Consider the following 26,511-nt stretch of genomic DNA (forward strand, 5'->3'; position numbering starts at 1 on the left):
CACACTCAGCCACCCTATTAAGTCTTTATGTTATAACTAATAGTCTCATATCGTGCGTGAAGTTTTATATTATCCTCCTAAAATATAAAATCGTTCTCTCACGCACGGTATGGTGGTGTTAGTCTATCTCATCTCATTTATGTAGTGGGCTTATACATTATCTTAACTCCCCAATGGTAAAGGTATCATTTCATCCCCCTTTACCAAATCGTTTTAAACTGACAAGATATCATAAAGTGGCTTGAAATACGTTCCCTTTTCAAACCATATATCTGTCAAAGTTATAAAATCATCCCTATAACATTGAGATTGAATTGGGTTTCACTATAGGACGCTGTTGAACAGGTTGTATAGAACCCATGCACTGATGGTTCAATCTCAAATGATTCAACATTTATGGCCTATTCTCTCCATAAATGTCGGTCGTAGAACTTATATTTCACCCGATGAGTTTTACGAGTGTCTGCTTTATATACAGGAAAAAGCTCGTGAGGTCTTACCTCACGAGCTTTCCTATTTATAATATGATTATGTCATACTATCCACAATAACCATCTCATCATAATTAATTGATTCTCTAAGTTTTAAAGCTGTACCTTCTGTAATTTCTTCATCTTCAATTAACTCTCTTAAAATACGACGTTGTTCACGTAATGCATTAAGTTTAATACGAGTCAATGTATCCTCACTAGGAGAATTAAAGAAATTGTTTGGTGTTAAGTTATCTATACGCATGAGGTAACCATCACAAATCATACCTACCTCTAACTTGTTATCATTGTTGGCTTCTTGTCCTAATCGTCTTACTACATTATAGTGAACGATTTTGTTGATTTTAACTAATTCTAACAAGTTATCTGTCACGCTTAAAGATGAAGCAGAGTTAATAGTTGTCTTCACGCGTCGTTTTAATAGTGCACCTCTAAATAATACAATTAAACGACGGATTAATGATGCTTGTTTATATACCTGTGTACGTTCAGCATATCGCATGTAGTTCTCAAGTATACTATTTGTGATACTACCGTCATCTACTAACTGTTCAAGCGTTTTTGTTTCCACATTAAACGCAATCTTTTGAAGTCTTTCAAGTTCTTTAGAGTTTTCATCGTCTTTCTCTACCGTTTTCAAGAATGTTAATTTGTCATGATATTCTTTAATGACATTGCCATAACGGTAACTGGTTTCAAAAGTTGATTTTTGATTTAAATAATCAATGACATGTTCCAAAATGTATATTCTTGCTTCTTTGAAGTTCATGCTACCCACTTTCACTTCAGGCGCATTAGCAGTAACAAATGGTAGTAATAATTGTGCCGCAACTAAACTGATGATCACCATACCTGATGCAATAAATAACAAATCATTACGATAATCAAATGCATGATGATCAGCTAAATAATAGGGTAACGTTAATGCGATAGCTAACGAAATCGTTCCATGGACACCACATAACGTCATAATAAGTGCATACAAACTGCGTTTGGGTGGTTTCTCCGTTGTATTATTACCGTCGTCATCTTGGCTAATCATTTTCTGGAATGGACTGACAGCTAAATAGAAATAAGGATATAATACGTAAACCCATAAGAATCTAAATAGATAAACAGCTAATGCTACTAGTACAGTAATAACAATTAAAAACAGTAAATTGTGTGGTTCAGTTTTAATGATGTTAATTACCACTTCTGGTACTAAAAATCCTAATATAGAAAAAACAAAACCATTTAACACATATCCTAAAATATTCCATGTATGGTTATAACTCATTTGCAATCTCGTTCGTGTCTGTGCGATTCTATCTCGTTCAAATCCATGAACGAGTCCTGCCACTACAGCAGCGATAATACCTGATGCATGAAATAACTCTGCAACTAAGTATGTAACAAATGGTGTCAATAACTGTATAAATGTAAACATATTAATGTTTTCAATACCACGGCGCATTAATGTTAATCTAAACCGAACTAAAGCCATTCCAATGAGTAACCCTACGATGGCCCCACCTAACGAAGCAACTAAAAACTGTTCCACGGATTCCATAATAGAAAATGTACCTGTTACTAATGCACCAACTGCAATTTTAAATGAAATGATACCTGCCGCATCATTTAACAATGACTCGCCCTCTAAAATAGTCATTGCTCCTTTTGGTAATACTTTACCATTCGTAATTGCTTGTACCGCTACTGCATCAGTTGGACATAGAATAGCAGCAATCGCGAAAGCTGCACCCGTAGGTAGTTCAGGCCAAATCCAATGAATGAAAAAACCTACACCAATGACAGTTGTAATGACTAGACCTAACGCCATCATCATCACAGGTTTAATATATTTTCTTAAGTGCACCCGTGAGACATTAACGCCTTCTACAAATAGAAGCGGTGCGATTAATGCAACCATAAATAATTCGGAATCAAAATTAAACTCAACAGGGATAGGAGTAATAAATAACAACATACCTAAAGCGATTTGAATAAACGCTAGTGGTACTTTCGGCATAAACGTATGAACGAAAGAACTAATAATAACGACGCCGATAAATATAAGTAATGTTTCAAATATTTCCAAACTTTCACCTCTTTAATGAATTGTTTTGGAATGAAAATTAAGTAACACGTATAGGAATTGATGTACTCTAGAGGTTAATTAATATAGAAGCAATCCTTAAATAATAAGATTTATCAGATTGTTATATCACAATTGACTTTATTAATATAGATGTTATGAGGAGGGCTCAACTCAGTTATCACAATGTTAGGTTATCCATACATCAATCATTTGAACATGAATTGAAAAGTTAACCAGTATCATCAAATTTTATGATTTTGGAATGTTAAAGTAATGCAATACATTGTTAACTACGTAGTACTCGTTATCCCAAAGTTATACTTTAAAGTTCCAAACACATAAAATATCTTTTTATCCCTTTTCAATAAATTTACTACTTAAATTCATAATTTTCCTTGTACAATATTTTATCACTATTTTGAGTATTACTTAAATAAATCGCACCTTAAACTCTCATCTTTTTCTAATACAAATTAAAAGCTACCGCACATCCTTCTATACGGATACACGATAGCTTTATTTTACTCATAGCCTTTATTTATTAAGCTTTTGATTCTCTTTATAATATAATTTTTCTCTTCGTTGTTCACGCAATTTAGCACGCGTTTTCAATTCTTCAGGTGAGTTGAATTCATTTTGACTTAACAATATGGAAGACTGTCTAGGTACGTCATCTTTTCTATACATGTATGCACCATTTCGATACGCCGCACGTGCGACTAAATGCATGCCTACTGGTGATGTCAAATTAATAAAGATCAGTGATAATAATAACCTAACACTGAAAAATCCTGTATTCACTACAAAATAGATTAACACGCCAACAATCGTTAATAATACTGATAGCGTCGCACTTTTCGTGGAAGCGTGACTTCTCAAAAATACATCTTGGAATTTCACGATGCCGATCGCACTGATTAATGCAATCACACTACCTAGAAAGATGAATATTGAAGAGATGAGACTAACGATTTCTTTTACTGTTTCCATTGAAAACGCGCCCCCCTCCAATAAATCTAGAAATAGACACCGAACTTACAAATGAGATGATGGCTATTAACATGATTGAATCTAGGAATGAAACGGTACCCATAATCACACTCATGACACCAACAATACACATGACAACGGCACTCGTCGCATCGAATGACACGACTCTATCAGCAGTAGTCGGCCCTTTAATTAATCTCAAAAGACAAACCAATAATGCAATACCAAAAATAACCAAAGCTGCAATAATAAAAAATTGCGTCATAGCTTGTATCATCGTGTCACCTCCAAGATTAAGTCTTCATATTGTTTAATATTTCGTAGTAAATTTTTCTTATCCTTATCCGTTACATCAATACTATGAATTAAAAATTTATTTGTTCCTTTTGATATTCGAATCACCGTTGAACCTGGCGTTATGATAATTAAAATCGTTAAAAAGGTAATTGCCCAATCGTTAGTTAAATTGGTCTCATACGTTAACAATCCAGGATTCATATCTTTCGTTTTAAACAAAATATAATTGATTGTACTAATACTAGATGTAATTAATTGATATAAGTAAACGACTAAAAACTTAACGGCAACCCATATTTTTCTCAAATAAAACTCTTGTCCAAAGAAACGATGTAAAATATAGATGACGATCACACCAATTAAATACCCAGAGAAGAAGGTTGTGAATTTAAATTCGTCCTCATCTTGAAATAAAACCCATAAAAACGCGATAACAATATTCAGAACGACTTGATTCATCTAATTATCTCCCTCCTTCAAATGCGTATTCACTATTTGATGGAACTGATGCTCGTCTATATTCATCTTAGTCGCATTTTCAGTGACATTTAATACTAGTGGCGCTCCAATTCCCATTAATAAAATGACTACTACAAGAATACCTAGAATCCCTTTACGATGTTTAGGTATTTTCTTAAATTCAACCTCTTCGCCATCTTGGTCACCAAAGTACATTAAAAATAGGATTCTAAATAAGCTATACATTGCAATAAGACTGGTTACAATCATTAATCCCAGACCAATATAGTTGCCATTTTCGATGGCACCTTTAAAAATCAAAACTTTACCGGGAAAACCACTAAATGGTGGCACCCCACCAATCGCAAAAATCATAATAACAAATGCTATACCAAAGAATGGTTCGCGTTTAGCAAGTCCACTTAAATAATGGTACTGACGATAACCCGAAATATAAACTAAGCTACCTACAATAAAGAATAATAACGTCTTAACAACAATATCGTTAGCTAGATAGAAAATCGCACCATTAACACCTGAAAATGTATGTGTACCTAAACCAAGAATGACAAAACCAATCGACAATATGACTTGATAAGCAGCAATCTTCTTAATATCTTTGTATGCTAAAACGCCAAAAGCACCAATAATCATTGTTAGACATGACATGAAGATAAGTAATGGATGTGTGACACCTGCATGAGAGTCAAATAATAATGTGAAGAAGCGGATTAATGCATATGCACCGACTTTCGTCATTAATGCTGCAAAAAGTGCGGCTAATTCTGTGTTTAATACTGCATATGCTTTAGGTAGCCACATAAAGATAACTAGTGCCGCTTTCGAACTGAATGCTACCAAGAATATAAGTGAAATCATCGTCACGGTTTGATTATCTTCCATGTTATTTAATCTTAAAGCAATATGAGAAAAATTAAGTGTTCCTACTGTTTTATACAATAAACCAATCGCGAAAAGTAAAAACCAAGATCCGATAATGTTTAATACGACATAAATAATTGCTGCACGTAATTGTTCAACAGATTGTCCTAATGTGACAAGCACAAAAGAAGCAAGCAACATAATTTCAAACATAACGTATAGATTAAACAAATCTGAAGTTAGAAATGAGCCAATAACTCCTACAGCTAAAAATAGTATGAACGATGGAAGATGGAAACGATTCACACGTTGCTCTCCACGACCAAATCCATAAGCCATAATCAATGTAATGACAAACGATGATACAGTGACCATAAGTAAACTCAATGAATCGCCTAAAAATTGAATACCGAATGGTGCTTTCCATCCACCGAAATCTAAAGTAATTGGTTTTTCATTCATCACATAAATTAATAATGCTAACGAAATGACTGTTGTTACCAACATTGTGCCAATACATAAGAATTTAGATACTTTACTTTTATCTTTGATAAAGACAAGTATTAAAGCGCAAAGAAATGGAAGTAACATGGGTAAAATCAATAAATTACTCATCATCATCTTCACCCCTTAATACGTTAATTTCATCTTCTTTAGTTACTCGATATGTTCTATAAATTAATACAAGTAAGAAGGCAGTCATACCAAATCCAATGACAATAGCTGTTAAAACAATGGCTTGTAATAATGGATCAACAAAATAAGCCTTACCTCCTGTTATTAATGGTTCTGTCATATGTCCACCATAACGCCCCATACTCATGATAATGAGATTACCTGCGTGGGTATAAATGGAGATACCTATGACAATTCGAATTAAATTAATAGATAGAATCATATACGTACCGATAAATACTAAAAAGCCAATCACTAATAATAATATAAGATTCATGATTTACCCCCACTTATCGACAACATCACTGTAACTATGACACCCACAACTGCTAATAACACACCTAATTCAAAGAGTGTGACTGTTGTAACATGTACATGACCTAATAAGGGTAAAGCGATATTGGCTTCAGTTTGATATAAAAACGGTTTACCAAAAAATGTAGGGACAATAGCTGTCGCCAATGAAATTAAAGAACCTATAATCATTAACTGTTTAAAATCGATCGGTAAACTGATAAGCACTTGCTTAACATCAAATGCAAGGAACATCAGAATAAAAGCAGAACTAAAAATCAAACCACCGATAAAGCCGCCGCCTGGATTATTATGTCCTGCAAAGAAAACATAGAACCCAAACGTTAATAGTATAAATACGACGACTTTAGTTACCGTTCGTAATACGACATCATTCTCTTTCATCTTGTCCCCTCCGATCTTTATAAGTTAGTAATGTATAAATCCCTAGACCTGCAATAATAAGTACAAGGCCTTCAAACAATGTATCTAATGCTCTAAAATCACCTAAAATAGCATTAACAATATTTTTACCACCTGTTAATTTATCTGCATTTTCATAGAATTTAGAAATCGTTGGCATACCGTCTGCTTGTTGTGTAATAAAAATCAATGAGACCACAGTCATTGCAGTTATGAGTGACACAACGATTTTCACAATTTCCTTTTTCATATTCGGCTTATTTCTTGGAACGTTTGGTAATCTAGAGAAACTTACAATAAATAAAATAGTTGTAATTGTCTCAACCACAAGTTGTGTTAAAGCTAAATCGGGTGCTTTCATTGCAATAAAGAATAATGTTACTGCAAAGCCAATAACACCATTAAGCACAACCATTGTAAGACGTTGGCGAATAAAAATGAGTACAATTCCAATAACTAATGTCACTATAGATAAAATAACTTCTAACGGTCCGAATTGAGACACATGTAATTGATGTACATGTGGGAATCCGACACTAATGTATCCATATAGAATGATGGCAACAAAGATAAGTAATGTAATGATGATATAGTGATTGAGTTTATTTTTCATCAACATTCTAATACTGTATCCAGAATATAACTCGAATTGTCGATAAACGTGTTGATACGATTTAGTTATCGACGCATGCTTAATGATACGATGTGTCAATGACTTCCAATCTATTGATAAGGCCAACACAACGCCTAAAACAATGACAGTCACGCTTAGAATAAGTGGTAAATTAACCCCATGCCATTGAGAAATATGCGGCGCTATCGCATCTACTTTTGAGCCTGCATCTGTAACCGATCTAAGCGCCGGTAAAATCATATTTTGACCGAAAAGATTCGGAATAAAGAATATGATTGGAATAAGTATCATTAATACTAATGAAGGCATGCTAAACAACCAAGGTTCATGTATATCTTTTTTCGTAAAATAAGTTGTATTAAATTTGCCCCAAAATGTTTCTTTTACCATGTAAAGTGCATACGTAAAGGTAAAGATACTTGCGATGACACCTATTGCGACAACAATTACTGTGAGCATGATGCCAAATTGCTCTAAATGACTAGCCTTCACTAATGCGTCGAAGAACATTTCTTTACTTAAAAAGCCATTTAAAAATGGTACCCCTGCCATCGATAAAGCAGCGATTAACATAGCAATATGCATTTTAGGGAAAAGCTTACGCATGCCATTTAAATAACGAATATCTCTTGTTCCCGCTTCATGGTCGATAATACCTACACCCATAAACAAAGCACATTTAAAAATGGCGTGATTCATTAAATGAAATAAACCAGCAAATAAAACTAAAACATAAAACTCTGTTAATGAATCAGATGGATGTTGTGCATAACCGCCACCAATACCTACCATTGACATCATCATACCTAATTGGCTGATAGTAGAATACGCTAAAATACCTTTTAAATCGTATTGTCTTAATGCGGTTAATGAACCAAATAGCATCGTAATCAATCCTACAAAAGTTACGATATAAATATAAGCATCACTTAGTCCTAAGACAGGTGTGAAGCGGAATAATAAGAAAATACCTGCTTTCACCATAGTAGCTGAATGTAAATATGCACTGACTGGCGTCGGTGCTGCCATCGCTTTAGGCAACCATACATGAAATGGAAATTGTGCTGATTTCGTAAAAGCACCTAATAAAATCATCAACATCATTGGTATAAATAAAGGATGGTTAATCAAATGATGACGTTGATCTAAAATATCCGTAATCGTGTTTGTACCTGTCATCAAATACAGCATAATAAATCCTGTTAGTAATGCTAATCCACCTAATACCGTTATCATAAACGATTGAATAGCACCTAATTGACTATTACCGTTATCGTACCAATATGAAATAAGTAAAAACGATGACACACTAGTTAATTCCCAAAAGACATACATTAAAATTGTATTATTGGAAAGTACAATGCCTAACATACTGAACATGAATAATAGTAAATAAAAGAAGAATCTAGGTAGGTTATCCGTTTGAGGTGATAAGTATTGTGTAGCATAGAAAAATACCGCTACACCAATTAATGAAATAATTAAAGCAAACATTAAACTAAGTCCGTCTAGCCTCATGTTAATATTAATATCTAACGAAGTCATCCAAGGCACTTGAACTGCTATAAATTGTTGTTGCACAATTTGTGGTATCTTCGAGATAAAATAAATTGATGTAATTATGGGGGCACTGAGTGCAACGTAACTGGCCAAAGCATTCAATTTGCTATGTGACATAGTTAATAGCACCAAACCCATAATGGCTAACAGTAGAACCATTAGGTATATCAAGCCCATCAAAAGCCTCCTTTTTTATATTATAGATTTAACGCAATGACAGTACGATTATGCATTTTATCTTTAATACCGATAAATTTCATTGTTTCATTGGTTGTTTGATGCCCTAAATATTTCTGGATTATTGAAATCGATATTCCCGATTGATATGCGTGATATGCAAAGGTTTTTCTCAATGTAGTTAATCCAATATGTGGTATGTCTAACTCTTCAGCCGCTTTGTTAATAATACGATAAGCTTGTTGTCGTGATAGCCCTTTACCTGTCCGTATTGACTGAAAAACAAGATCATTATCCTTAATTTGATAATATTCAATATAGTCTTGTAACTCATTTCTTAAATCAGGTGGTAATAAAATTTGAATCGTTGGTTCTCCATCATCAATCCAAGTTGATTTTATATTCCCACTTTCAATTGATTTCAGTCGTTGAACACTCATATTTAACAATTCCGACAATTTAATTCCTGTATGTATAGCAAATTTAAATAATAAATAGTCTCTTTGAGAACGAGATCGCAACACACTATACATTTTTTGTATATCTTCTGTTCTTCTAATCGGCTCTACTTGATTCATACGTCCTCCTTATTAAGTTTCTTATTTAATGATAAAACATGATTAAGTAACATTAAAGTAATCTGCTTAAATTTATTTATTAAATTGTGACCCTTTTTAATTTTTATTTCGATATATATAGTGAAAGGAGGTTACAACAATGAATGAAGTGAATCAACTGGTGGTTGTTTTAACTCGTATTACTTATGATTCAGAAGGTAAAGCAATCCAACATAAACGACGTTTTTCAAATTTAAAACCGACTACAACAGACGAACAAATCAAAACATTTTCAACGATTATCGAACGCTTGACTGGCGAATCATTTGATAAAGTTGAAGCCATTAGAACACAATCATTAGTATAGGAGAATGCTTATGAAAACTACATTAGACCTTGTTTTTAAAAGTAACTTAGACAAACCAATAAAGTTACAAATACCCGAAAATGATAGCACACTAACCGAACAGGTTGTAAAAGAAAGTATGGATCAATTATTAAAATTAGATATTTTAAAATCAAATGTCGGCACAATCCACAAAGTGTATGCTGCTTATATTGTATCCAAAAATACACAAATCTTTTTTGAAAATAAATAATTGATCGACGTCCTATACCCTCTGATATTCATCACATTGGGTATAGGGCTTTTTTGTTTGAATAGATGTATATAAATCGTTTGATTTATACATCATCTACTATTTTATAATAGTGTCTTTTTCGATATAATTGATTCATTCTGTCGAGAAAAGAGTGACTTCAATTATGGCTTTACTTTATTTTTTAGGTATCTTTGTCGGTATGTTAATTCCTATACAGACATCCGTAAACTCAAGACTAAGTCAATACACACGTTCATCTTTTTATGCTTCAACAGTGTCTTTCGGTGTGGGAACCTTATGTTTAATCATTCTGAATTTAATAATTAACCCTCATATGCTCACACCTCAATTCTTTACAGAACAAACCTTTAATTATCACTGGTTTGTAGGTGGCTTATTAGGCGTATGTTTCTTAACTGGTAACTTATTATTATTACCTAGATTAGGCGCAGCACTTACCGTTGTCATTACAGTAGCTGGTCAAATTATCATGGGCGTTGCCATTGATACTTTAGGTTTGTTTGGTGCAAGCCAACAACCATTCACCTTGTTTAAAGCAGTGGGTATAGTTCTTTTACTTATAGGTATTTTACTTATGAATCAAATTCCTAAAGACAAACTCTTACGTCAATCTCACTCGAATTTATATATATGGTTAATCGTTGGCTTTATTTTCGGATGTGCGCCGCCTATCCAAACGACAATCAATAGTGCGTTAGCAAAAGAAGTCCATTCATCATTCTTTGCTTCATTAGTATCGTTTACGATAGGTACAATCGCATTACTCATTTTGACATTAATTTTCCATAGAAGCTTAAAAATCAACCAAACACATCCGGATTTGGGTCATATCAAATCAATTTATTTTGTGGGTGGTATCTTAGGTATGGCTTTTGTTACTTCCAATGTGATACTGATGCCATTTCTAGGCGCTGCTTTAACTACCATTGTTGGTATGCTCGGACAAATGTTAATGGGCGTAATTATCGATCACTTTGGTTTACTGGGCACACCCAAAAACAGAATCACACTAAGAAAATGTATTGGCTTAAGTTGCATTGCTATAGGCATTATATTATTACGTTTATTCTAACGTTTTAATTGCTGAGGTTGAGACATAAAGGTTTGGTGCTTTGGGAAACCGATTAACGGCGTCCCAAAAGCAGGATTATCGGCAGAAGGGACCCAACATAGAGAAATTGGTATTCCAATTTCTGAAAATAATGCAAGTTGGGCAAACGCTCACGATTCGACAAAATTTGGAAAACAATTCAAATGAACAAACTCAACTATTGAGTTTGTAAGAACTACTAACCTATGAATAAGGAAGTAGTTCTTTATCATCGTTCGGTTCTGCTCAAATCCTAAACGCTTTTGTCCAGACCTCTTTTTTTATCATCTAAATCGTGTTTTTTCATAATCTGTAACTCTATCAAATAGTTATGACACCATTTCAAATAATATTTTGTTTTAATATTTTTACAATTCTATTTTTGTAGTATAATAATCACATCTTACTCCACCGAGGTGAACATATTGAACTTAAACAAAACGATAATATTTTCTTTAATACTTCTATTAACCATTATTTCCTCAGGATTCGGTTTTTACCTTTATCGTTCTTCTCATTCTCCCGATCAGCTTGACCAAGTTAAAACAATTAAGACTAAACATGAAACCTTACTTTCTACTATAGGCACGCAAGAAGCTGTCGAAACTTTCACTCTTTATTACGACAAACAATATGGCTACATCCATAGACTATTCGTTAAACCCCATACTTATGTAAAAAAGAATTCCCCGCTTTTAGAATATTTCAACCCATCGAAAGCAACACAACTTGATGATCAGCAACAACTAACTCTCAAACAAATCCAGCACAACTTCCCTAAATTATCATCTTCCCAACAGCAACAACTAACAGAAAGAACACTTCATCAATCACAATTCTTAAAAGATAAATCAGAAGTTTATACGCAAACTTATACCCCTATTAGCGGCTATATACATATGCTAAACAAATCTCCTTCTAAAAATAATCAGCCTATAATGCAAATCAATAGCAAAGAACGTATTATTCGTGCTACTATATCAGAATCTGAAAAAGATTTATTAAAAATAAATCAAAATATTTCAATCTATTCTAATGATAAAAATCGATTCATTGGAAAAGTTAAATATATTTCAAATATTCCAAAACAAATTAATAAGCAAACATCCATGTATCAAATTGAAATATCGACTCAACCACATTATGATATCGGCACCCACTTCAAAGTTAGACTCTATTCTGATCATATACGTATCCCTAAAAGTGCATTAGTAGAAAGCAAGTATGTCCTCGTTAAACTAAAAAATAAAATCGTAAAACGAGAAATTAAATACAATACTGCTAAGCAACATGGGTATATAAATGTTACACAAGGATTAATGTTGAATGAAAACGTTGTTTCTACGCCTTCAGCATCTTTAAAAAAGGTTTATAAATAAGTTATTTGTAATAATCATTTCAAAAACTTTACTTTTTAGTTGTTTTTTTATTAAATTACAGAAAATTTGAATTTGCTATGATAAATTTGAATTAGAAAAATGCTATTTTTAAGAAAAAAAGATATATCACAATCAATAATTTGTTTTATAAACACTTATTTGTTTACTTCTTAATTTTATTTAGTTATAATTAACTAAATAATATAGCATTAAATATAATTCTTTAAATTAATTTAATACTAAATTATGGCAGACACTTCGTATTTTTCAAAAAAAAGATATAAATATATAAAATCGGGTAAAAGCACTTATAGAGTTATATGTAAGTATATATAATAGGGAGGTTTCAGTAATGGCTATTTCAAAAATAAATGATTGCTTCGAATTACTAGCAATGGTCACTTATGCTGACAAATTAAAAAGTATTATCAAAAAAGAATTCTCAATTAGCTTTGAGGAATTCGCAGTTTTAACTTATATTAGTGAACACAAAGAAGAGGAATACTATCTTAAAGATATTATTAACCACTTAAACTACAAACAACCACAAGTTGTAAAAGCTGTTAAAAACTTATCACAAGAAGATTATTTCGACAAAAAACGTAATGAACATGATGAAAGAACAGTATTAATTTTAGTTAATACTAAACAACGTAAAAAAATCGATGAATTATTAAAACGTGTTAACAAACGAATCACTGAAGCTAATGACGAAAACGAAGTCTAAGCTTCAACTCAAGTGATGATGTTTGATAAGAGATAGATAGATATAAACAGTTAATCTAACAACTTAATAGATTTCAATGTAAATATCTAACCATCTCATACCTATCTTTGAAAAGATAGGTATTTTTTAATGATAAATAGATTTGAAAAAGTATATAACGTGTCTGAAATAAAAAGGGATTTTATCCTCGTGCAATGTGCACGTGTGATAAAATCCCTTTTTGAGTCAATCGTTATCTTTCAATCCATTGTTCAATTGAACTAATAAAATCTGTATATACACTCTCAAATTTTTCTGGTTCTTCGATATGTGGCGCATGACCTGAGTCATTAAATACCATTTTAGTAATATTTTCAAAATGATCGTCTACACAATAATTATTTTTATCCTTAATCAAAGGATCATAAAATCCATTAATGATTAATGTTGGTACGTTGACCAATGGACGTTCTTCTTGTTCTTGTGCATTATAAGAGATTAGCGCTCTAATAGCGATAGCACTTTCCTCTGATGATGGTCTATAATACATTCTTTGATCTTGGAACCATCTCATTGTATTGTCTTGCTCTTTAAATAAAATTGGAAAAAGTAAAAGAACTGCCTCCGATTTATTAAAACCTGCAACTAAATCTTGATGTTCCACCATTAATTTAGTAAATCCGTGAGTAATATCCTCTCTTTTTGAAGCAACTGCAGTTAATGAAATTGTCTTAAATGGATATTTTTCGGTAAATCTTTTACCGATTAATCCACCCATATCATGTCCTAAGATATGTGCAGAGCTAATATTTAATTGCTCCATTAATATATACAAATCTTCAATATGATCCTCTAAATCAAAAGAATCACATCTAGATGATTTCCCATGACCACGTACATCATAAGTTATGACTCTATAGCGATCACTTAACCGTTCTGATAATTGTTTAAATGCTGCTAAGTTGCCATCTAATCCATGAATTAATACGATGGGAATGCCTTGCCCTACATCACGATAAGCAATTTCAATACCATTGCCTAATTGAATTTTGTCCATAGTGGCACCTCCCTTTAGTATGTACTATACCCATTTGAAAATACCTTTACGCCAATATTTAGAAGTTCTTAGCAAGAAATTGCTTAGAACTTCTTATGCCTGAGCTATAGCTCAGGCGTTCCTCCCCTTCTGCAAGAAATTGCTTAGAACTTCTTAGGGAGTAACTCTGTAATTTTTAATTTCTTAGTGTTACCCCCGCAAGGATGACTAGATATCAATTAGTGTAACGTCCATTGATATCAGTCATCTACTGCGTGGCATGAGCTTTAGCTCAGGCGTTCCTCCCCTTCTGCAAGAAATTGCTTAGAACTTCTTAGGGCGTTACTCTGAAATTTTTAATTTCTTAGTGTTACCCCCGCAAGGATGACTAGGTATCCATTAGGGTCATTTCGTTGACCAAATCATTTATAGCTCATGTGTAGATCATTCTCCTTTCTAAAGAAAAAAGCCTTCATTCGAAAAACGAATGAAGACCTTCTCCCAACTTTTTTAACTTTTTGTTCTCTCTGATAATTTAATTGTACAGTAAATAATTAATATCACTAATAGAATCCATATAACTAATGAGAAAATTTGTGCGATATCTGGATTGGATACCATCGCATCAATCGTTTTTTGACAAACTAACAATCCTAACCCAGTAAATTCTAATTTTTTTAAATAGATTCCTGCAATACATAAAATAATACCCACAAAGAATACAAATTGATGACCATACATAGATATAGGTATAATCGACCAATTGAAATGGAATCCTTGCATAATAATAAGTATCAACGCTATTGCAGCTATTATAAATCCGCCTATCATTTCATATCGATTACTGTAGAGATAATTTTTTTTATTGATTCGATGATAAATCAATATGGATATTGGAAAAATCACTATGCTGTAAAACAAGCTAATGCCTGTAATCGCTTGAAATTGCACATATTGCTTGTCATATAAATATGAAATCAATATAAAATTAATAATAAAAAAGATGATAGGATTAAGTTCAAGCGCAAATAGATTACGTTGTATAATTAAAATAATTTGTGCTGGCGATTTCTGTCTATACTCTATGTAATCTTGATCTTTTGCCTCTGACTTTTGAATATCTATACGAAACTTTTCTTTAATATCATCTATAAGGTTTGGTGACATTCCCTTATGACTAAAGTAGTCATTTATATTTTCGAGTAGTACTTTATCATTTGTCCTCATGTTAAGCTCCTTTAATTACGCTTTCTAGATGCTTTGTTAATCTTAACTTCAATTACGGCAGTCATTTCCTATCCGTATTTACTTCCGACATGCATTTTAATTACTTTTTCTTACTATCAATATAGCATTGTAACATAATTGAATTCCCATTTCTTCAACCTTATTTTTATTTTATATCAAAAATGAGTCATTATCCTTTATAACGATAAAACCTTGACATCAATCATTACACACAAAATAACCGACAAACACTGTAAGAAACTTAAAAAAGTAACTCAACATCGGTTTGTCGGCTATTCATATTTAAAATATTGATGACGTATTATTTACCTAAATCTACTCTATATAGTTTAACATTTTTATCTTTAGGTGAATTTGAACTAAATTGATAGCTAGCATTTTTATCTTTGATATATCCAAAGTTACCAGTAACATGATTATAATGAACGCGACTAGAAGCATTTGGACTTACACTGCGTTTAACTGCATTATATGTTGGACCGTTAGCTTTATTATAAGTCATAGATACACGTGTCACATGACCTCTATCTTTTTTACCATCTGCTGTTACTAATAATACACCTTTATTTGTTCTAAATTCATAGTAATGTTCTGAACCATTTTCATTATAAGAATAAATAGGACTGCTATATTTACCTAAGACGCTTTGCATTGATTCGCCTAATTTTACATTTTCTAATGATTGATCACCTTGTGTGATTTGTTGAACTGTTTGAATTGAATTACCAGTTGCTGCTTCGACGTGATTAACGTTTACTCCTGTGACAACTAGTCCTGAAACAAGTAATGATGCCATTAACTTTTTCATAAGCACTCTCTCCTTTATATCAATATCTCTTTCTTGTGCTTAATCACAGTATACTACAAATATTACTAATATGACAACATAATTACAAAATTATTACAAAATTTAATACTTAAGTCGTAGTTATCTATCAAACCTCAATCATTAATTATGATTTTTTCTAATTGGGCAATGCTCTGTAATAAATTGCGTCACATCATCTATAAATCGTTGTTCTTCTTCTACAAATGGATATAAACTTGAAGTGTTATATACTAAAAAGTCCCCATGTTCGATTAAATCAACAACTTCTTTAGCTTCAAGCGTTGTCGTTCTTTCACCATATTCTCCTGCAATAATTAATGTAGGTGCCGCTACTTTTGGAAAAACATCGGAGATGCCTGTTGATTTAAATACATCTTCAATTGCTTGAATTTCTTCTTTAGTTGAAATTGAATTTGTATCTTCGACATGTTTTAAAAACTTATTCATTTTACGTGGTTTGTAATATTTTTTATCATTCAAGAATTTCGATTGTTTTTCATCATCCCAGTTACGAATGGTATGGGCATATTTTCTAAACAAACGCTCTTCTGGTAGTTCTCCTTCAACTGATGTAGGATTGACGAATGTTAATGAAGATACATAGCCAGGATATCTTACTGATAAATCTGCAATAATCATGGCAGCCATTTCATGTCCAATAAATGCGGCTTGGTCGATATATATAAAGTCTAGTAATGCTATGATATCATCCGCAAATTCTTGGAATGCAATATGTCTCGGTTTGTCAGAATAACCATGCCCTCTTAAATCAATCAGTACCACTTGGAATGACTTTGCTAACTTTTTAGCTACATCATTAAATACCGTATAGTTGTCGTATGCAGTGTGAATCAACACAACTGGGTATCCTTCACCTAATGCATTGTAATGTAGTGTTGTACCATCATTTCTAGTAAATAAATCCATTAGATCGTTCTCCTTCTAAATTAAAATTCTTCGGTAAAATATCCAATAATTCTTCAATCGTGGTAATGGTAAAATCAACTTCCTCTTCAAGTGGTTCTATTTCTGCATCTTCTTGTTTGAACCAAACACTTACCATTCCCATTGCACGTGCTGGTGCAACATCGTTTAAAGCATCGTCTCCAACGTACATAATTTCATCTGCTTTGACATCTAATTGATCAATCATATCCTCAAATATCTTTGGATGTGGTTTACGAAAACCTACAGTTTCAGATGTTGATAAGTAATTAATGACATGCATGATACCTAGTGAGTGTAGTCTAAATTGTTTAATTTTAGATTTACCATTAGCAATTACCCCAATAAGATAATCTGCTTTAGATAATCGTTCTAGTGTATATAACGTGTCATAATATGGAAATACGTAACGATAAAAATGCATTTCAAAATCATTAAATAAATCTTTCCAGGTTAAACGATCGATATGAAATTGTTTAATTATAGCTTTATATAAATCTGGCTTGTCATTGTCTTCATCGTCATCTAACTCAATGAACTTATTCTTAAAATCAGCTAATTGTACATGTACAAAATAATCATGAAATCTTTCATATTGTTCTTCAATAAATTTCTCACGTGATTTTACTCTATCTAGCAATGTGCCTTCTAAATCGAATACGATTGCTTTTATATGACTCAAATCCATCTTTTTAACCTCTTCATCGTTTATTAATTCTTATTTTAGCAAATGAATGACATTAGCGTAATACTTTAGATTGTGATAATAAAATATAACATAATACCGGTATACCTAATAACGCCATTATAATACTAGCAGGAATTTGTATTGGATGAATCACAATACTACCTATAAAATCAGCTAACGCCATCACTATTGCACCAATGATGATATTTAAAACCATTTGCATTCCGAGCTCAAAACGCCAATAATAACGTCGAATCAATTGAGGCACAATCATACCTATGAAGCCAATAATCCCCACATATGCTACTACAATAGCAGTGATAATAGAGGCAATGGTGAGTACCATAAAGGTCATACGTTGTACATTTAAACCTAACGATTGCCCTTTCAACTCTCCTAGTTGCAATAATTTAATTGGACGTAATAATAATCCTAGTCCTATAACTGACAATGCTAATACAATGGCTATCATGATATCATTTTCAATTTCTGCAGAAGCAAAGCCGCCAAATAAATAATTCGCCACTGTATTTAATTGCTGCGGTTTTATCAATATCAATATATATAATAAAGCATTAAATAATGCCCCTATCATCAATCCAAGTAGAATCAATACACGAACAGGGTACCCCGTAGATAACGCCATCGTTAGACTTAATACAATGATTAGCGTTATGAGGCTAAATCCTATTGAAAAGAAGGGTATCCATAAAAAGCTCAGTCCTAAAAATAAGGCTAAGCCTGAACCAAACGTAGCACCACTGGCTAAACCCAATGTAAAACTATCTGCAAGTGGATTATTGAGTACCGTCTGAAACATTTGCCCAGCCAATGTTAATGTCGCTCCAGTAAGTAATGCTTCTAACACCCTAGGTAGTCTTACTTTCAATAAAATTGTTTGGTTAAATGGATCAGACAAGTCACCAATTTGCCACATTAAACTCATTAGAATAGTGACAGTTAATATCAATGTCCAAATTAAAATAACCTTTATCTTTTTCATAATACGCTCATTTCTAATACATTTTCATTATTGTGCCCATCATAACAAACTTTAAATCAAAAAAGTACTAGTCTCACATTGACATAGCTAACTGACATCGTTCATTATATATCTACTTCATGTGTACTAGTACTTTTAGAAATCATTATTTTTGATAAATAGCATCCCTTAGTTCTTTTAAGCCGTCGTCTATTCTTGGACCTGGGCGTGATATTTCATCACCATTAACTGTTTCAATACGATGATGTTTCACAGCATTCGTTTTATCAAAGCCACCACGTTTTTCAATGATTTTTTCATATTCAGCCTGTGACTTTCCTTCCGTAGATATTAAAATATCTGGATTGTGTTTGACGATGCTTTCTTTACTGACTGATTTCCAACCATCAATATCATCAAAGCTATTTTTAGCATCTAATTGTTTTAACATATCATTAAAGAATGTATGTTTACCGGCAGTATATATATCTGGTTGAGATGATACTTCCATAAATACTTTTGGTTGCTTTTGATGTTTAGGGATGGATTGAATCACTTTGTCGACATTATCTTTAGTTTCATTTACTAATTGATTGGCTTGCTTTTCACGATGGGTTAATTTCCCAATTGATTTAAATGTCTCATATGTTTCTTTAAGTGATTGTGCATCTTTAACGTAAACAACTTTCACACCCTCTTTTTTCAGAGCATCTAAAACTTTTTCAGAAGACGATTTTTGAGATTCGTGCGCTAATATCAAATCAGGTTTTGCCTTTAATAAGGCTTCCTTATTCAAACTCATCGCGTCAAATTGCTTTTTCCCTTTTTTAACATTTTTAGGATAGTCATCAACGGTAGACACACCCACAATACGATTTTCTAGTCCAAGTTCATATAAAATTTCAGTATTACTTGGCATCAATGAAACAATACGATGATATGGTGTCTTACCTGTAGTAGATTGATCTTTAAAATCTTTATCTGTTTGATGTTGTTCATTTTGGCTGCAACCTGCAAGAATTATCAATAATGACATCATAATTATCCAAAAATTACGTTTCATGTTTGCTCATTCCATTCATTTTTAATTTAATATGTATATCACTTCATTTTATCATATCAAATTTCACATATTTTTCATTAGATTTTCAAATCATTTTAAAATATTTTTAATAAAAATATCCTATCACTATTTTTATAGTAATAGGATATTCCAAGTATGCTATTTGATATTTTAATGTTAGTTTTTAACCTTTTCTAATCATGGTCTTCAAGTATAACTTTTTGGTCCCATTTGCCAAATTGATAATAGGCAAATGCAAATAAACTACTAATGATAAAACCTGTACCGATGCCCATACCAATACCTATTTGGCCAAACATTTTTGAGAATAGTCCTGTTAATGGAAACCGTAGTATCCAAAATGAAATAATATTTAACACTAATACTTGGTACATTGCACCAGATGCCCTTACGATACCATTTAATACAAAATTCAATCCTAAAAATGGAAAACAAAGCGCTACAATACGTAAATAGTGCGTACCAAAATCAACAGCTTGTTTATCCTGTATAAAGAACTTAATTGCAAATTCTGCAACTACCATTACAACTATGGCAATAGTAATCATAATTGCGAAATTATATAATGCTGATACTTTAGCTATTTGACGTACTCTCTTCCAGTTACCGACACCAATATTCTGACCTGCCATACTATTCACTGCAGTTCCAAGTGCCATTGCCGGTAACATAATTAAACTGTCTAACCTTTGAGAAGCACTAAATCCTGCTACTGTATCACCACCAAATTGGGTAACCACACTAAGTATAGCAGCATTACCACCTTGAATCACTGCCATCTGTAAGCCTGCGGGTATACCTAATTTCAAAATTAAGATGACTTCATCTTTTTGAGGCAGTTTAGGGACTGTAAATGGAATAAGTTGATGCTTAAGTGAATGATATAAACTATACAGAAAAGCTAGGCCTTGTGATACGACTGTCGATAATGCGGCACCAACCATACCTAATTGAAAAACACCAATAAATAATGGCGCTAAAATAGCATTAAGTATTACTGCTAAAAATACAATACGCATGGGTGTCTTACTATCTCCGAGTGCACGCGATACCGTATTTACAAAGTTATAACCAAATAAGAATAAAATACCTAAAAAACTAATCTGCAAATATGTCGTTGCTTGTCCTAATAAAGTGGTGGGCGTACCAATCAATAATAGTAAATGTTTTGAAAATATGAATCCAACTACACCAAATAATAGAGCCATTGACGTCATCACAACAACAAATGCATTTAAATATTGCTTAAGACCTTTATAGTCTTTTTTACCGTAATATTGAGATAATATCGTTAAAACTGCATTATTTAAACCTAAAATAAATGAAAGTATTGTTATTAAAATAGTAGTGGAAATCGCCACAGCACCCAGTGCGTGAGCCCCTAATAAATTCCCTACCCATAAGCTATCTATAATTTGAAATGAGGTTTGAAGTAGATTGGTTAACATGATGGGGCCTGAAAATAAAACCAATCCTTTAAATATATTGCCATGTGTAAAATCACGTTGTTGACTCGGCATTCAGACATCCCCTTTGTATTTGTACCTTTTCATATATCAATTCATTTATGATATCTATTCCCATATATCATGTCAATTTAACCCATATGAGAAATTAAGCCATACAAAATAAAAAAACTGCACTACAAGTAAACCAACTTGTAATGCAGTAGATTGAAATTAATTTGATAACTTTTATGCTTCATGCATGTGTTCTTTAGGATTTGGTCCATATTGGTTCGTACCTTTTTCACTGTCTTGAACACAATACACTAATGCCATAATTGAAATAACAATACTTCCAATGGCAAATATAATTGCCATAATAGATAATACAAAAATGACAACAATATTTAAATGCTCTAGTTGAGAAAACCATCCATAGTCATTTGCCATTTGATTTATCGGATTTAAAAGGGTTAATACTAAATAGATGACGGGTATCGTTTTACCTTTTCCTATATCGTGAAATCGCCTTACAGAAATTGTAAACATCGGTACTGTAAAAATGAGATACACGATATAAAAGACAGTATCATAAATGATTTTCCCATGCTGAAGTGGTACTAATATTAACGATGCAATAATCGCAATCAATAATAAACAAATCATGTTAATTAAAACCGGCCACCAAAAATCTTTTCTTCGTGTCCTGCCCTCTAATATCAATGCCTTTTGCCAAAACGCTTTATAAGACCTTAACATTTTGTACCCCTTTCACAAAAATTTATTTCAATATCTATTATATAATTTATCAATTATCATTCAATATGACTACAATTTTTAAATTAATCAAAAAACATAATTACTATAAAAGAACTAATACATTTTGGTCATCTAATCATTGACAGATGATTCAAAATAAGAATCTAAAAATGTATAATGTGTACCATTCTTAATATTAAAGTAATTTTTACCGAAGCTATCTAACAATGCGTGGAATTCATTCGCATCTTGGTTGGTAAATGTTGATGGTAATTGTATTTCTTTTTTAAATTTATCGTAACTATCTGTATTCGCATATCCGAGTTTGGCATATAATCGTCTCGTGTAACTATCTGGGATAAACTCAACCCCACCAAAAATATACACGATTAATACATCCGCTGTTTCACTGCCAATGCCACGTATGCTTAATAATTCTTGTCTAAGATCATCCCTGTATTGTGTAACAATACCATTATAATCAAAATGATGTTGATCTAACCATAAGAACAATGCATGAATCGCTTTAGCCTTATTTTTATAGAAACCACTAGATTTAATCACCATTTGTAAGTCTTCTAATGGCATATTTAATATATATTTCGGGTTAAAATCCGTTGCTTCTTTTAATGATTGTAAAGCTAAATCAGCATTTCTCCAATTGGTGTTTTGAACAAGTATCGCTCCTAACATCATTTCAATGTTACTGTCTGCAGGCCACCAATGTTGAGGACCCATGTTTTGATATAAAATGTTATATAATTCTTCTGTTTGTAACAAAATATCCCCCTTTTACATAGTCATAAAAACACCCTTATAACCATAGAGCTATAAGGGTTTAATCAAATTTAATATTACATTGTCTCCGGTGCAGATACGCCAACTAATGCTAATGCATTGTTTAAAGTAATTCTCACTGCTTCTACAAGCGCAATGTGTGCTTTTGTTTTTTCAATGTCATCTGTTAATACCTTTTCAGCATTATAGAATTTATGGAAATGTGACGCTAAATCTTGAATATAATTTGTCATACGGTGTGGTGCTCTTGAGTCTGCTGCACTTTCAATTGTTGGTTCAAACTCTGCTACTTTTTTCAATAATTCAATGGCTTTGTCATTAGTGATTTTTGAAAAATCAACGTCCGTACTTATTTCTATGCCTTGTTCTTTAGCTTGTTTTAATATAGAACAAATACGTGCATGACCATACTGTGCATAATAAACCGGATTATCTTGTGATTGTTCTTTGGCTAATTCCATATCAAAATCAAAGTGTGTATCAGGGCTACGCATTGTTAAGAAGTAACGAGCGGCATCTACACCGACTTCATCCATAATTTCACGTAATGTAATAGCATTACCTGTACGTTTACTCATTTTAACTTCTTCGCCATTTTGCATTAGACGTACCATTTGCATAATTTGAATTTCTAAGCGATCACTATCTACACCAAATGTTTCTAGAGACGCTTTCAAACGGTTGATATAACCGTGATGGTCAGCACCCATCAAATCAATTAAAATATCATTACCACGTTGTACTTTATCAAAATGATAAGCAATGTCAGGTAAGAAATAAGTGTAATTGCCATCTTTTTTGATTAACACTCTGTCTTTGTCATCTTTAAAATCCGATGTACGCAACCAAGTTGCACCATCCGCTTCATATGTGTAACCTAAGTCATTCATTTTAGCTAATACTTCTTTAATCTCGCCTTTTTCATAAAGAGACGTTTCACTAAACCAATTATCAAAATGTGTATTGAAGTCTGATAAATCTTTCTTCAATTTAGACATTTCATAATCAACACCAAGTTGTCTAAATGTCTTCAGACGTTCGTCATCACTATAATCTTTGATTTCTGGGTGTTTATCCGCTAAATCTTTACCGATTTCAACGATATCTTTACCATTATAGCCATCTTCTGGCATTTCATGACTGTTATCACCTAATGCTTCAAAGAAACGTGTTTCAATTGAACGTGCAAGATTTGAAATTTGATTACCGGCATCATTAATATAATATTCACGTGTCACATGATAACCTGCTGCTATTAAAATATTAGCTAATGTATCACCAACTGCCGCATTACGCGCATGACCAATATGCAAGTCTCCTGTTGGATTGGCTGATACATATTCAAGTAAAATATTTTTATTTTTAGATGCTTCTGCTTTACCGAACTGATCGCCTTTTTGAATAGCTTCTGGAATAATATCTGTTAAATATTGGTTATCTAAATAAAAATTGATAAATCCTGGCCCAGCAATATCTACCTTTTTAACATGCGCTTTACTAGCATCTAAATGATCCACGATAGCTTGTGCAATTTCACGTGGATTACGTTTAGCTATTTTAGTAAGTACCATTGCAATATTCGTTGAATAGTCGCCATTTTTTACATCTTTAGGAATCTCTATTTTAATTTCTGGAATATCACTTGCTAATTCAGCTTTTTTAATACTTGCTTCAATTTCTTCAACTAGCGTCTGTTTGACTTGTTCTATTATGTTCATTAGCCTAACTCCTTGTAATTTATTTCGTATTGGTATGAACCCATTTTCTCTTCATTTTGAAATAATTCGTAATGTACTTTCAGTTTACCACCATCTGGGGTAACAAAATGTAGAATACTTAACGTTTTAACATTTAACGGAATACGTCCTGCAGGTATATCATAAAATGTAGTTGTTTCAGCACCTTCTACAAAATGAAAGTTCATATTAATATCGCCTTTTCGAATCAATTTCACGCCATCTGCTTCTATTTTAATGGTTACGTTCACGTTGGCATCATCTATATGTTCAGTATATCTAATGATGTGAGATTGACGTTTGTGCCATGATCCTTCAGTAGTAAAATCAAACTTCTCTTTTTCGCCATTTTGTTTAATTATCTGTTTCGTTTGGATTTTAACATTATTTTCCAATTTACTACTCCCTTATCCTACACAATAATACATGATATTATAGCATAATTGCCCTATTGCTTGTAGTATTGGGTGATTTAATTTATTAATAAATATAAAAAGCGGATAAGCCAAAAATAGCTTATCCACTCATTTCATACTATCTAACCTCAATAACATCTTCTAATGATTCTATGTCAACAATATGTCTTTGATATTTACTTTTTATAAGTTGATACTTATAGAAATATACGATGCCGAAAATCAGTGCTGTCATGAATATTAATTTATTCATTTTTTTACCTCATATTCTATAATGATATTTATTTCTTTTTTTATATTATCATCATCATAACTATGAGTAAATATGATTTATCCACGTTTATTAATTATTGAAAGGTACCATCTTTATAAATCACTTTTTCCTTATTACCATCAATAAAGTGATTGTAATTGTCATTTTGGAAGTCCGTTAATAACGCTTTAGACGTACCGTATTTTAGTATGCCACCGTCAGTAATGATTTGCATTTTCCTAAATAGCAAACCATCTTTGAGACGAATTTCTTTTAACGGTTCATAATCTAAAATGTCAGCGTCTCTAATTTCAAATGTTTTAAATGCAATAGTTAAACATGCCAACGTTTCTTCCCCTAAATAATAGACATGCAAATCTTCTTGTTTATGTTGTCCCACTAGAAGTCTACCTTTAACAAAGGTGTATTCCGGAAATTTCAATTCTAAAAAATCAATCAGTTCTTCTTCTTTTAATTTGAATTGCATAAACCCATCCCCTATTCTCTTTTTGATTGAATATAGATAATGACTACTTTAAAAAACTGGCTACTCATTTCTAAATAGAAATGAGTAGCTTATTTATAGTTTTATGTAATTATTTATAAAATTTAAAGACCTGCTTGCGAAGCAATAATATAGCCTAATGTAAATCCAATTAATGCAAAAACAATTGCAGCAATGATAATAACTATACCATGTACTTTTTTACCTTTACTAATTGTTAAAGCCCCAAAAACAACACCTGCTGGACCAAATATAATTGGCAGTATAATTAGTGATAACCCAGAAAAGACCCATCCAAGGATTATAAAAACTAACGCATTGTTATCTTTTTGTTGTTCAGACATATAATACCTCCTTATTTTTTATTTAATTTAAATATACAATTTTTTGATGAATTTGTTAATACTTTCAAACATTTTATTAATATATTTCAAAAATAATACTTTAAATATTAATACCCTTATAAAAAT

At 32.1% G+C, this 26,511-nt stretch carries 29 protein-coding genes; 5 read left to right on the forward strand and 24 right to left on the reverse strand.

What is annotated here, in order from left to right:
• Positions 1-528: 528 nt before the first annotated feature.
• From JX000_RS10245 to JX000_RS10285, 9 genes are all read right to left on the reverse strand, one after another.
• A complete protein-coding gene (locus tag JX000_RS10245; RefSeq protein WP_002451041.1) occupies positions 529-2,571 on the reverse strand; it encodes a cation:proton antiporter in 2,043 nt (680 codons plus the stop codon).
• Positions 2,572-3,105: 534 nt separating this feature from the next.
• Positions 3,106-3,561, reverse strand: coding sequence for a Na+/H+ antiporter Mnh2 subunit G (gene mnhG2, locus JX000_RS10250; protein ID WP_002451042.1), 456 nt, complete (start codon positions 3,559-3,561; stop codon positions 3,106-3,108).
• Positions 3,536-3,838 (reverse strand): Na+/H+ antiporter Mnh2 subunit F, encoded by a 303-nt coding sequence (gene mnhF2, locus JX000_RS10255; protein ID WP_002451043.1) that lies wholly within the window; start codon positions 3,836-3,838, stop codon positions 3,536-3,538. Before mnhF2 ends, mnhG2 begins: the two co-directional genes overlap by 26 nt.
• Positions 3,835-4,317 carry a Na+/H+ antiporter Mnh2 subunit E gene (gene mnhE2 / locus JX000_RS10260; protein ID WP_002451044.1) on the reverse strand — a complete coding sequence of 161 codons (483 nt, stop codon included), beginning with the start codon at positions 4,315-4,317 and terminating at the stop codon, positions 3,835-3,837. The genes mnhF2 and mnhE2 overlap by 4 nt, the downstream gene beginning before the upstream one ends.
• On the reverse strand, positions 4,318-5,817 hold the full coding sequence (gene mnhD2 / locus JX000_RS10265) for a Na+/H+ antiporter Mnh2 subunit D (RefSeq protein WP_100066972.1): 1,500 nt from the start codon (positions 5,815-5,817) through the stop codon (positions 4,318-4,320).
• The gene (mnhC2, locus tag JX000_RS10270) at positions 5,807-6,151 is read right to left on the reverse strand and encodes a Na+/H+ antiporter Mnh2 subunit C (RefSeq protein ID WP_002451046.1); all 345 of its coding nucleotides are present in this window, start codon (positions 6,149-6,151) and stop codon (positions 5,807-5,809) included. The genes mnhD2 and mnhC2 overlap by 11 nt, the downstream gene beginning before the upstream one ends.
• Positions 6,148-6,573 carry a Na+/H+ antiporter Mnh2 subunit B gene (gene mnhB2 / locus JX000_RS10275; RefSeq protein WP_002451047.1) on the reverse strand — a complete coding sequence of 142 codons (426 nt, stop codon included), beginning with the start codon at positions 6,571-6,573 and terminating at the stop codon, positions 6,148-6,150. Before mnhB2 ends, mnhC2 begins: the two co-directional genes overlap by 4 nt.
• The gene (mnhA2, locus tag JX000_RS10280; RefSeq protein WP_206140685.1) at positions 6,560-8,962 is read right to left on the reverse strand and encodes a Na+/H+ antiporter Mnh2 subunit A; all 2,403 of its coding nucleotides are present in this window, start codon (positions 8,960-8,962) and stop codon (positions 6,560-6,562) included. Before mnhA2 ends, mnhB2 begins: the two co-directional genes overlap by 14 nt.
• Positions 8,963-8,982: 20 nt before the next feature.
• A complete protein-coding gene (locus tag JX000_RS10285; RefSeq protein WP_002451049.1) occupies positions 8,983-9,540 on the reverse strand; it encodes a tyrosine-type recombinase/integrase in 558 nt (185 codons plus the stop codon).
• A 139-nt stretch (positions 9,541-9,679) separates the two neighbouring features.
• On the opposite strand from JX000_RS10285, the gene sroA reads away from it, so the two are divergent.
• The 5 genes from sroA to sarA all read left to right on the forward strand — a co-directional run bounded on the left by sroA (position 9,680) and on the right by sarA (position 13,338).
• Positions 9,680-9,886 (forward strand): sigS mRNA-stabilizing protein SroA, encoded by a 207-nt coding sequence (gene sroA, locus JX000_RS10290; RefSeq protein WP_002451050.1) that lies wholly within the window; start codon positions 9,680-9,682, stop codon positions 9,884-9,886.
• A gap of 10 nt (positions 9,887-9,896) precedes the next feature.
• Positions 9,897-10,118 (forward strand): DUF2922 domain-containing protein, encoded by a 222-nt coding sequence (locus JX000_RS10295; RefSeq protein ID WP_124228543.1) that lies wholly within the window; start codon positions 9,897-9,899, stop codon positions 10,116-10,118.
• Between the two features lie 166 nt (positions 10,119-10,284).
• Positions 10,285-11,214, forward strand: coding sequence for a DMT family transporter (locus tag JX000_RS10300; RefSeq protein WP_037552008.1), 930 nt, complete (start codon positions 10,285-10,287; stop codon positions 11,212-11,214).
• A 434-nt stretch (positions 11,215-11,648) separates the two neighbouring features.
• On the forward strand, positions 11,649-12,611 hold the full coding sequence (locus JX000_RS10305) for an efflux RND transporter periplasmic adaptor subunit (RefSeq protein WP_232501525.1): 963 nt from the start codon (positions 11,649-11,651) through the stop codon (positions 12,609-12,611).
• A 352-nt stretch (positions 12,612-12,963) separates the two neighbouring features.
• Complete coding sequence (gene sarA, locus JX000_RS10310; RefSeq protein ID WP_002451055.1) at positions 12,964-13,338, forward strand: global transcriptional regulator SarA; 375 nt, start codon at positions 12,964-12,966, stop codon at positions 13,336-13,338.
• A gap of 232 nt (positions 13,339-13,570) precedes the next feature.
• Here sarA and JX000_RS10315 read toward each other — a convergent pair whose 3' ends face one another.
• The 15 genes from JX000_RS10315 to JX000_RS10380 all read right to left on the reverse strand — a co-directional run bounded on the left by JX000_RS10315 (position 13,571) and on the right by JX000_RS10380 (position 26,385).
• Positions 13,571-14,374: an alpha/beta fold hydrolase gene (locus JX000_RS10315; protein WP_002451056.1), complete on the reverse strand. Its 804-nt coding sequence runs from the start codon at positions 14,372-14,374 to the stop codon at positions 13,571-13,573.
• A gap of 489 nt (positions 14,375-14,863) precedes the next feature.
• Positions 14,864-15,580, reverse strand: coding sequence for a hypothetical protein (locus tag JX000_RS10320; RefSeq protein ID WP_075778618.1), 717 nt, complete (start codon positions 15,578-15,580; stop codon positions 14,864-14,866).
• 322 nt (positions 15,581-15,902) lie between these two features.
• Positions 15,903-16,409 carry an SA0570 family protein gene (locus JX000_RS10325; RefSeq protein WP_002451058.1) on the reverse strand — a complete coding sequence of 169 codons (507 nt, stop codon included), beginning with the start codon at positions 16,407-16,409 and terminating at the stop codon, positions 15,903-15,905.
• A 141-nt stretch (positions 16,410-16,550) separates the two neighbouring features.
• Positions 16,551-17,357: an alpha/beta fold hydrolase gene (locus JX000_RS10330; protein WP_206140686.1), complete on the reverse strand. Its 807-nt coding sequence runs from the start codon at positions 17,355-17,357 to the stop codon at positions 16,551-16,553.
• Complete coding sequence (locus JX000_RS10335; RefSeq protein WP_002451060.1) at positions 17,341-18,063, reverse strand: HAD family hydrolase; 723 nt, start codon at positions 18,061-18,063, stop codon at positions 17,341-17,343. Before JX000_RS10335 ends, JX000_RS10330 begins: the two co-directional genes overlap by 17 nt.
• 52 nt (positions 18,064-18,115) lie before the next feature.
• Entirely contained in the window at positions 18,116-19,066 is a 951-nt protein-coding gene (locus JX000_RS10340) for a FecCD family ABC transporter permease (protein WP_124228545.1), read from the reverse strand.
• Positions 19,067-19,211: 145 nt separating this feature from the next.
• On the reverse strand, positions 19,212-20,108 hold the full coding sequence (locus JX000_RS10345) for an ABC transporter substrate-binding protein (protein ID WP_206140687.1): 897 nt from the start codon (positions 20,106-20,108) through the stop codon (positions 19,212-19,214).
• 194 nt (positions 20,109-20,302) lie between these two features.
• Complete coding sequence (locus tag JX000_RS10350; RefSeq protein WP_206140688.1) at positions 20,303-21,649, reverse strand: MATE family efflux transporter; 1,347 nt, start codon at positions 21,647-21,649, stop codon at positions 20,303-20,305.
• Positions 21,650-21,823: 174 nt separating this feature from the next.
• Positions 21,824-22,333 carry a DUF805 domain-containing protein gene (locus JX000_RS10355; protein ID WP_124228548.1) on the reverse strand — a complete coding sequence of 170 codons (510 nt, stop codon included), beginning with the start codon at positions 22,331-22,333 and terminating at the stop codon, positions 21,824-21,826.
• Positions 22,334-22,465: 132 nt separating this feature from the next.
• Entirely contained in the window at positions 22,466-23,113 is a 648-nt protein-coding gene (locus tag JX000_RS10360; protein ID WP_124228549.1) for an endonuclease III domain-containing protein, read from the reverse strand.
• A gap of 74 nt (positions 23,114-23,187) precedes the next feature.
• A complete protein-coding gene (argS, locus tag JX000_RS10365) occupies positions 23,188-24,849 on the reverse strand; it encodes an arginine--tRNA ligase (protein ID WP_075778611.1) in 1,662 nt (553 codons plus the stop codon).
• Complete coding sequence (locus tag JX000_RS10370; RefSeq protein ID WP_206140689.1) at positions 24,849-25,262, reverse strand: YwiB family protein; 414 nt, start codon at positions 25,260-25,262, stop codon at positions 24,849-24,851. Before JX000_RS10370 ends, argS begins: the two co-directional genes overlap by 1 nt.
• 139 nt (positions 25,263-25,401) lie before the next feature.
• Positions 25,402-25,536 carry a hypothetical protein gene (locus tag JX000_RS12250; RefSeq protein ID WP_260390715.1) on the reverse strand — a complete coding sequence of 45 codons (135 nt, stop codon included), beginning with the start codon at positions 25,534-25,536 and terminating at the stop codon, positions 25,402-25,404.
• Between the two features lie 94 nt (positions 25,537-25,630).
• On the reverse strand, positions 25,631-26,023 hold the full coding sequence (locus JX000_RS10375) for a hypothetical protein (protein ID WP_124228551.1): 393 nt from the start codon (positions 26,021-26,023) through the stop codon (positions 25,631-25,633).
• Between the two features lie 122 nt (positions 26,024-26,145).
• Positions 26,146-26,385 carry a hypothetical protein gene (locus JX000_RS10380; protein WP_002465897.1) on the reverse strand — a complete coding sequence of 80 codons (240 nt, stop codon included), beginning with the start codon at positions 26,383-26,385 and terminating at the stop codon, positions 26,146-26,148.
• Between the last annotated feature and the right edge of the window lie 126 nt (positions 26,386-26,511).

The organism is Staphylococcus sp. SB1-57 (assembly GCF_017086425.1).
Lineage (GTDB): Bacteria > Bacillota > Bacilli > Staphylococcales > Staphylococcaceae > Staphylococcus > Staphylococcus warneri_A.

Coding starts and splice junctions, on each gene's coding strand:
- mnhA2 (WP_206140685.1), bottom strand. CDS start 8,962: ATGGGCTTGATATACCTAATGGTTCTACTGTTAGCCATTATGGGTTTG.
- JX000_RS10285 (WP_002451049.1), bottom strand. CDS start 9,540: ATGAATCAAGTAGAGCCGATTAGAAGAACAGAAGATATACAAAAAATG.
- argS (WP_075778611.1), bottom strand. CDS start 24,849: ATGAACATAATAGAACAAGTCAAACAGACGCTAGTTGAAGAAATTGAA.
- sroA (WP_002451050.1), top strand. CDS start 9,680: ATGAATGAAGTGAATCAACTGGTGGTTGTTTTAACTCGTATTACTTAT.
- sarA (WP_002451055.1), top strand. CDS start 12,964: ATGGCTATTTCAAAAATAAATGATTGCTTCGAATTACTAGCAATGGTC.
- JX000_RS10300 (WP_037552008.1), top strand. CDS start 10,285: ATGGCTTTACTTTATTTTTTAGGTATCTTTGTCGGTATGTTAATTCCT.
- JX000_RS10325 (WP_002451058.1), bottom strand. CDS start 16,409: ATGAAAAAGTTAATGGCATCATTACTTGTTTCAGGACTAGTTGTCACA.
- mnhG2 (WP_002451042.1), bottom strand. CDS start 3,561: ATGGAAACAGTAAAAGAAATCGTTAGTCTCATCTCTTCAATATTCATC.
- JX000_RS10295 (WP_124228543.1), top strand. CDS start 9,897: ATGAAAACTACATTAGACCTTGTTTTTAAAAGTAACTTAGACAAACCA.
- mnhF2 (WP_002451043.1), bottom strand. CDS start 3,838: ATGATACAAGCTATGACGCAATTTTTTATTATTGCAGCTTTGGTTATT.
- mnhD2 (WP_100066972.1), bottom strand. CDS start 5,817: ATGATGAGTAATTTATTGATTTTACCCATGTTACTTCCATTTCTTTGC.
- JX000_RS10355 (WP_124228548.1), bottom strand. CDS start 22,333: ATGTTAAGGTCTTATAAAGCGTTTTGGCAAAAGGCATTGATATTAGAG.
- JX000_RS10380 (WP_002465897.1), bottom strand. CDS start 26,385: ATGTCTGAACAACAAAAAGATAACAATGCGTTAGTTTTTATAATCCTT.
- JX000_RS10340 (WP_124228545.1), bottom strand. CDS start 19,066: ATGAAAAAGATAAAGGTTATTTTAATTTGGACATTGATATTAACTGTC.
- JX000_RS10330 (WP_206140686.1), bottom strand. CDS start 17,357: ATGGATTTATTTACTAGAAATGATGGTACAACACTACATTACAATGCA.
- JX000_RS10375 (WP_124228551.1), bottom strand. CDS start 26,023: ATGCAATTCAAATTAAAAGAAGAAGAACTGATTGATTTTTTAGAATTG.
- JX000_RS10350 (WP_206140688.1), bottom strand. CDS start 21,649: ATGCCGAGTCAACAACGTGATTTTACACATGGCAATATATTTAAAGGA.
- JX000_RS10315 (WP_002451056.1), bottom strand. CDS start 14,374: ATGGACAAAATTCAATTAGGCAATGGTATTGAAATTGCTTATCGTGAT.
- JX000_RS10320 (WP_075778618.1), bottom strand. CDS start 15,580: ATGAGGACAAATGATAAAGTACTACTCGAAAATATAAATGACTACTTT.
- mnhC2 (WP_002451046.1), bottom strand. CDS start 6,151: ATGAATCTTATATTATTATTAGTGATTGGCTTTTTAGTATTTATCGGT.
- mnhB2 (WP_002451047.1), bottom strand. CDS start 6,573: ATGAAAGAGAATGATGTCGTATTACGAACGGTAACTAAAGTCGTCGTA.
- JX000_RS10335 (WP_002451060.1), bottom strand. CDS start 18,063: ATGGATTTGAGTCATATAAAAGCAATCGTATTCGATTTAGAAGGCACA.
- mnhE2 (WP_002451044.1), bottom strand. CDS start 4,317: ATGAATCAAGTCGTTCTGAATATTGTTATCGCGTTTTTATGGGTTTTA.
- JX000_RS12250 (WP_260390715.1), bottom strand. CDS start 25,536: ATGAATAAATTAATATTCATGACAGCACTGATTTTCGGCATCGTATAT.
- JX000_RS10345 (WP_206140687.1), bottom strand. CDS start 20,108: ATGAAACGTAATTTTTGGATAATTATGATGTCATTATTGATAATTCTT.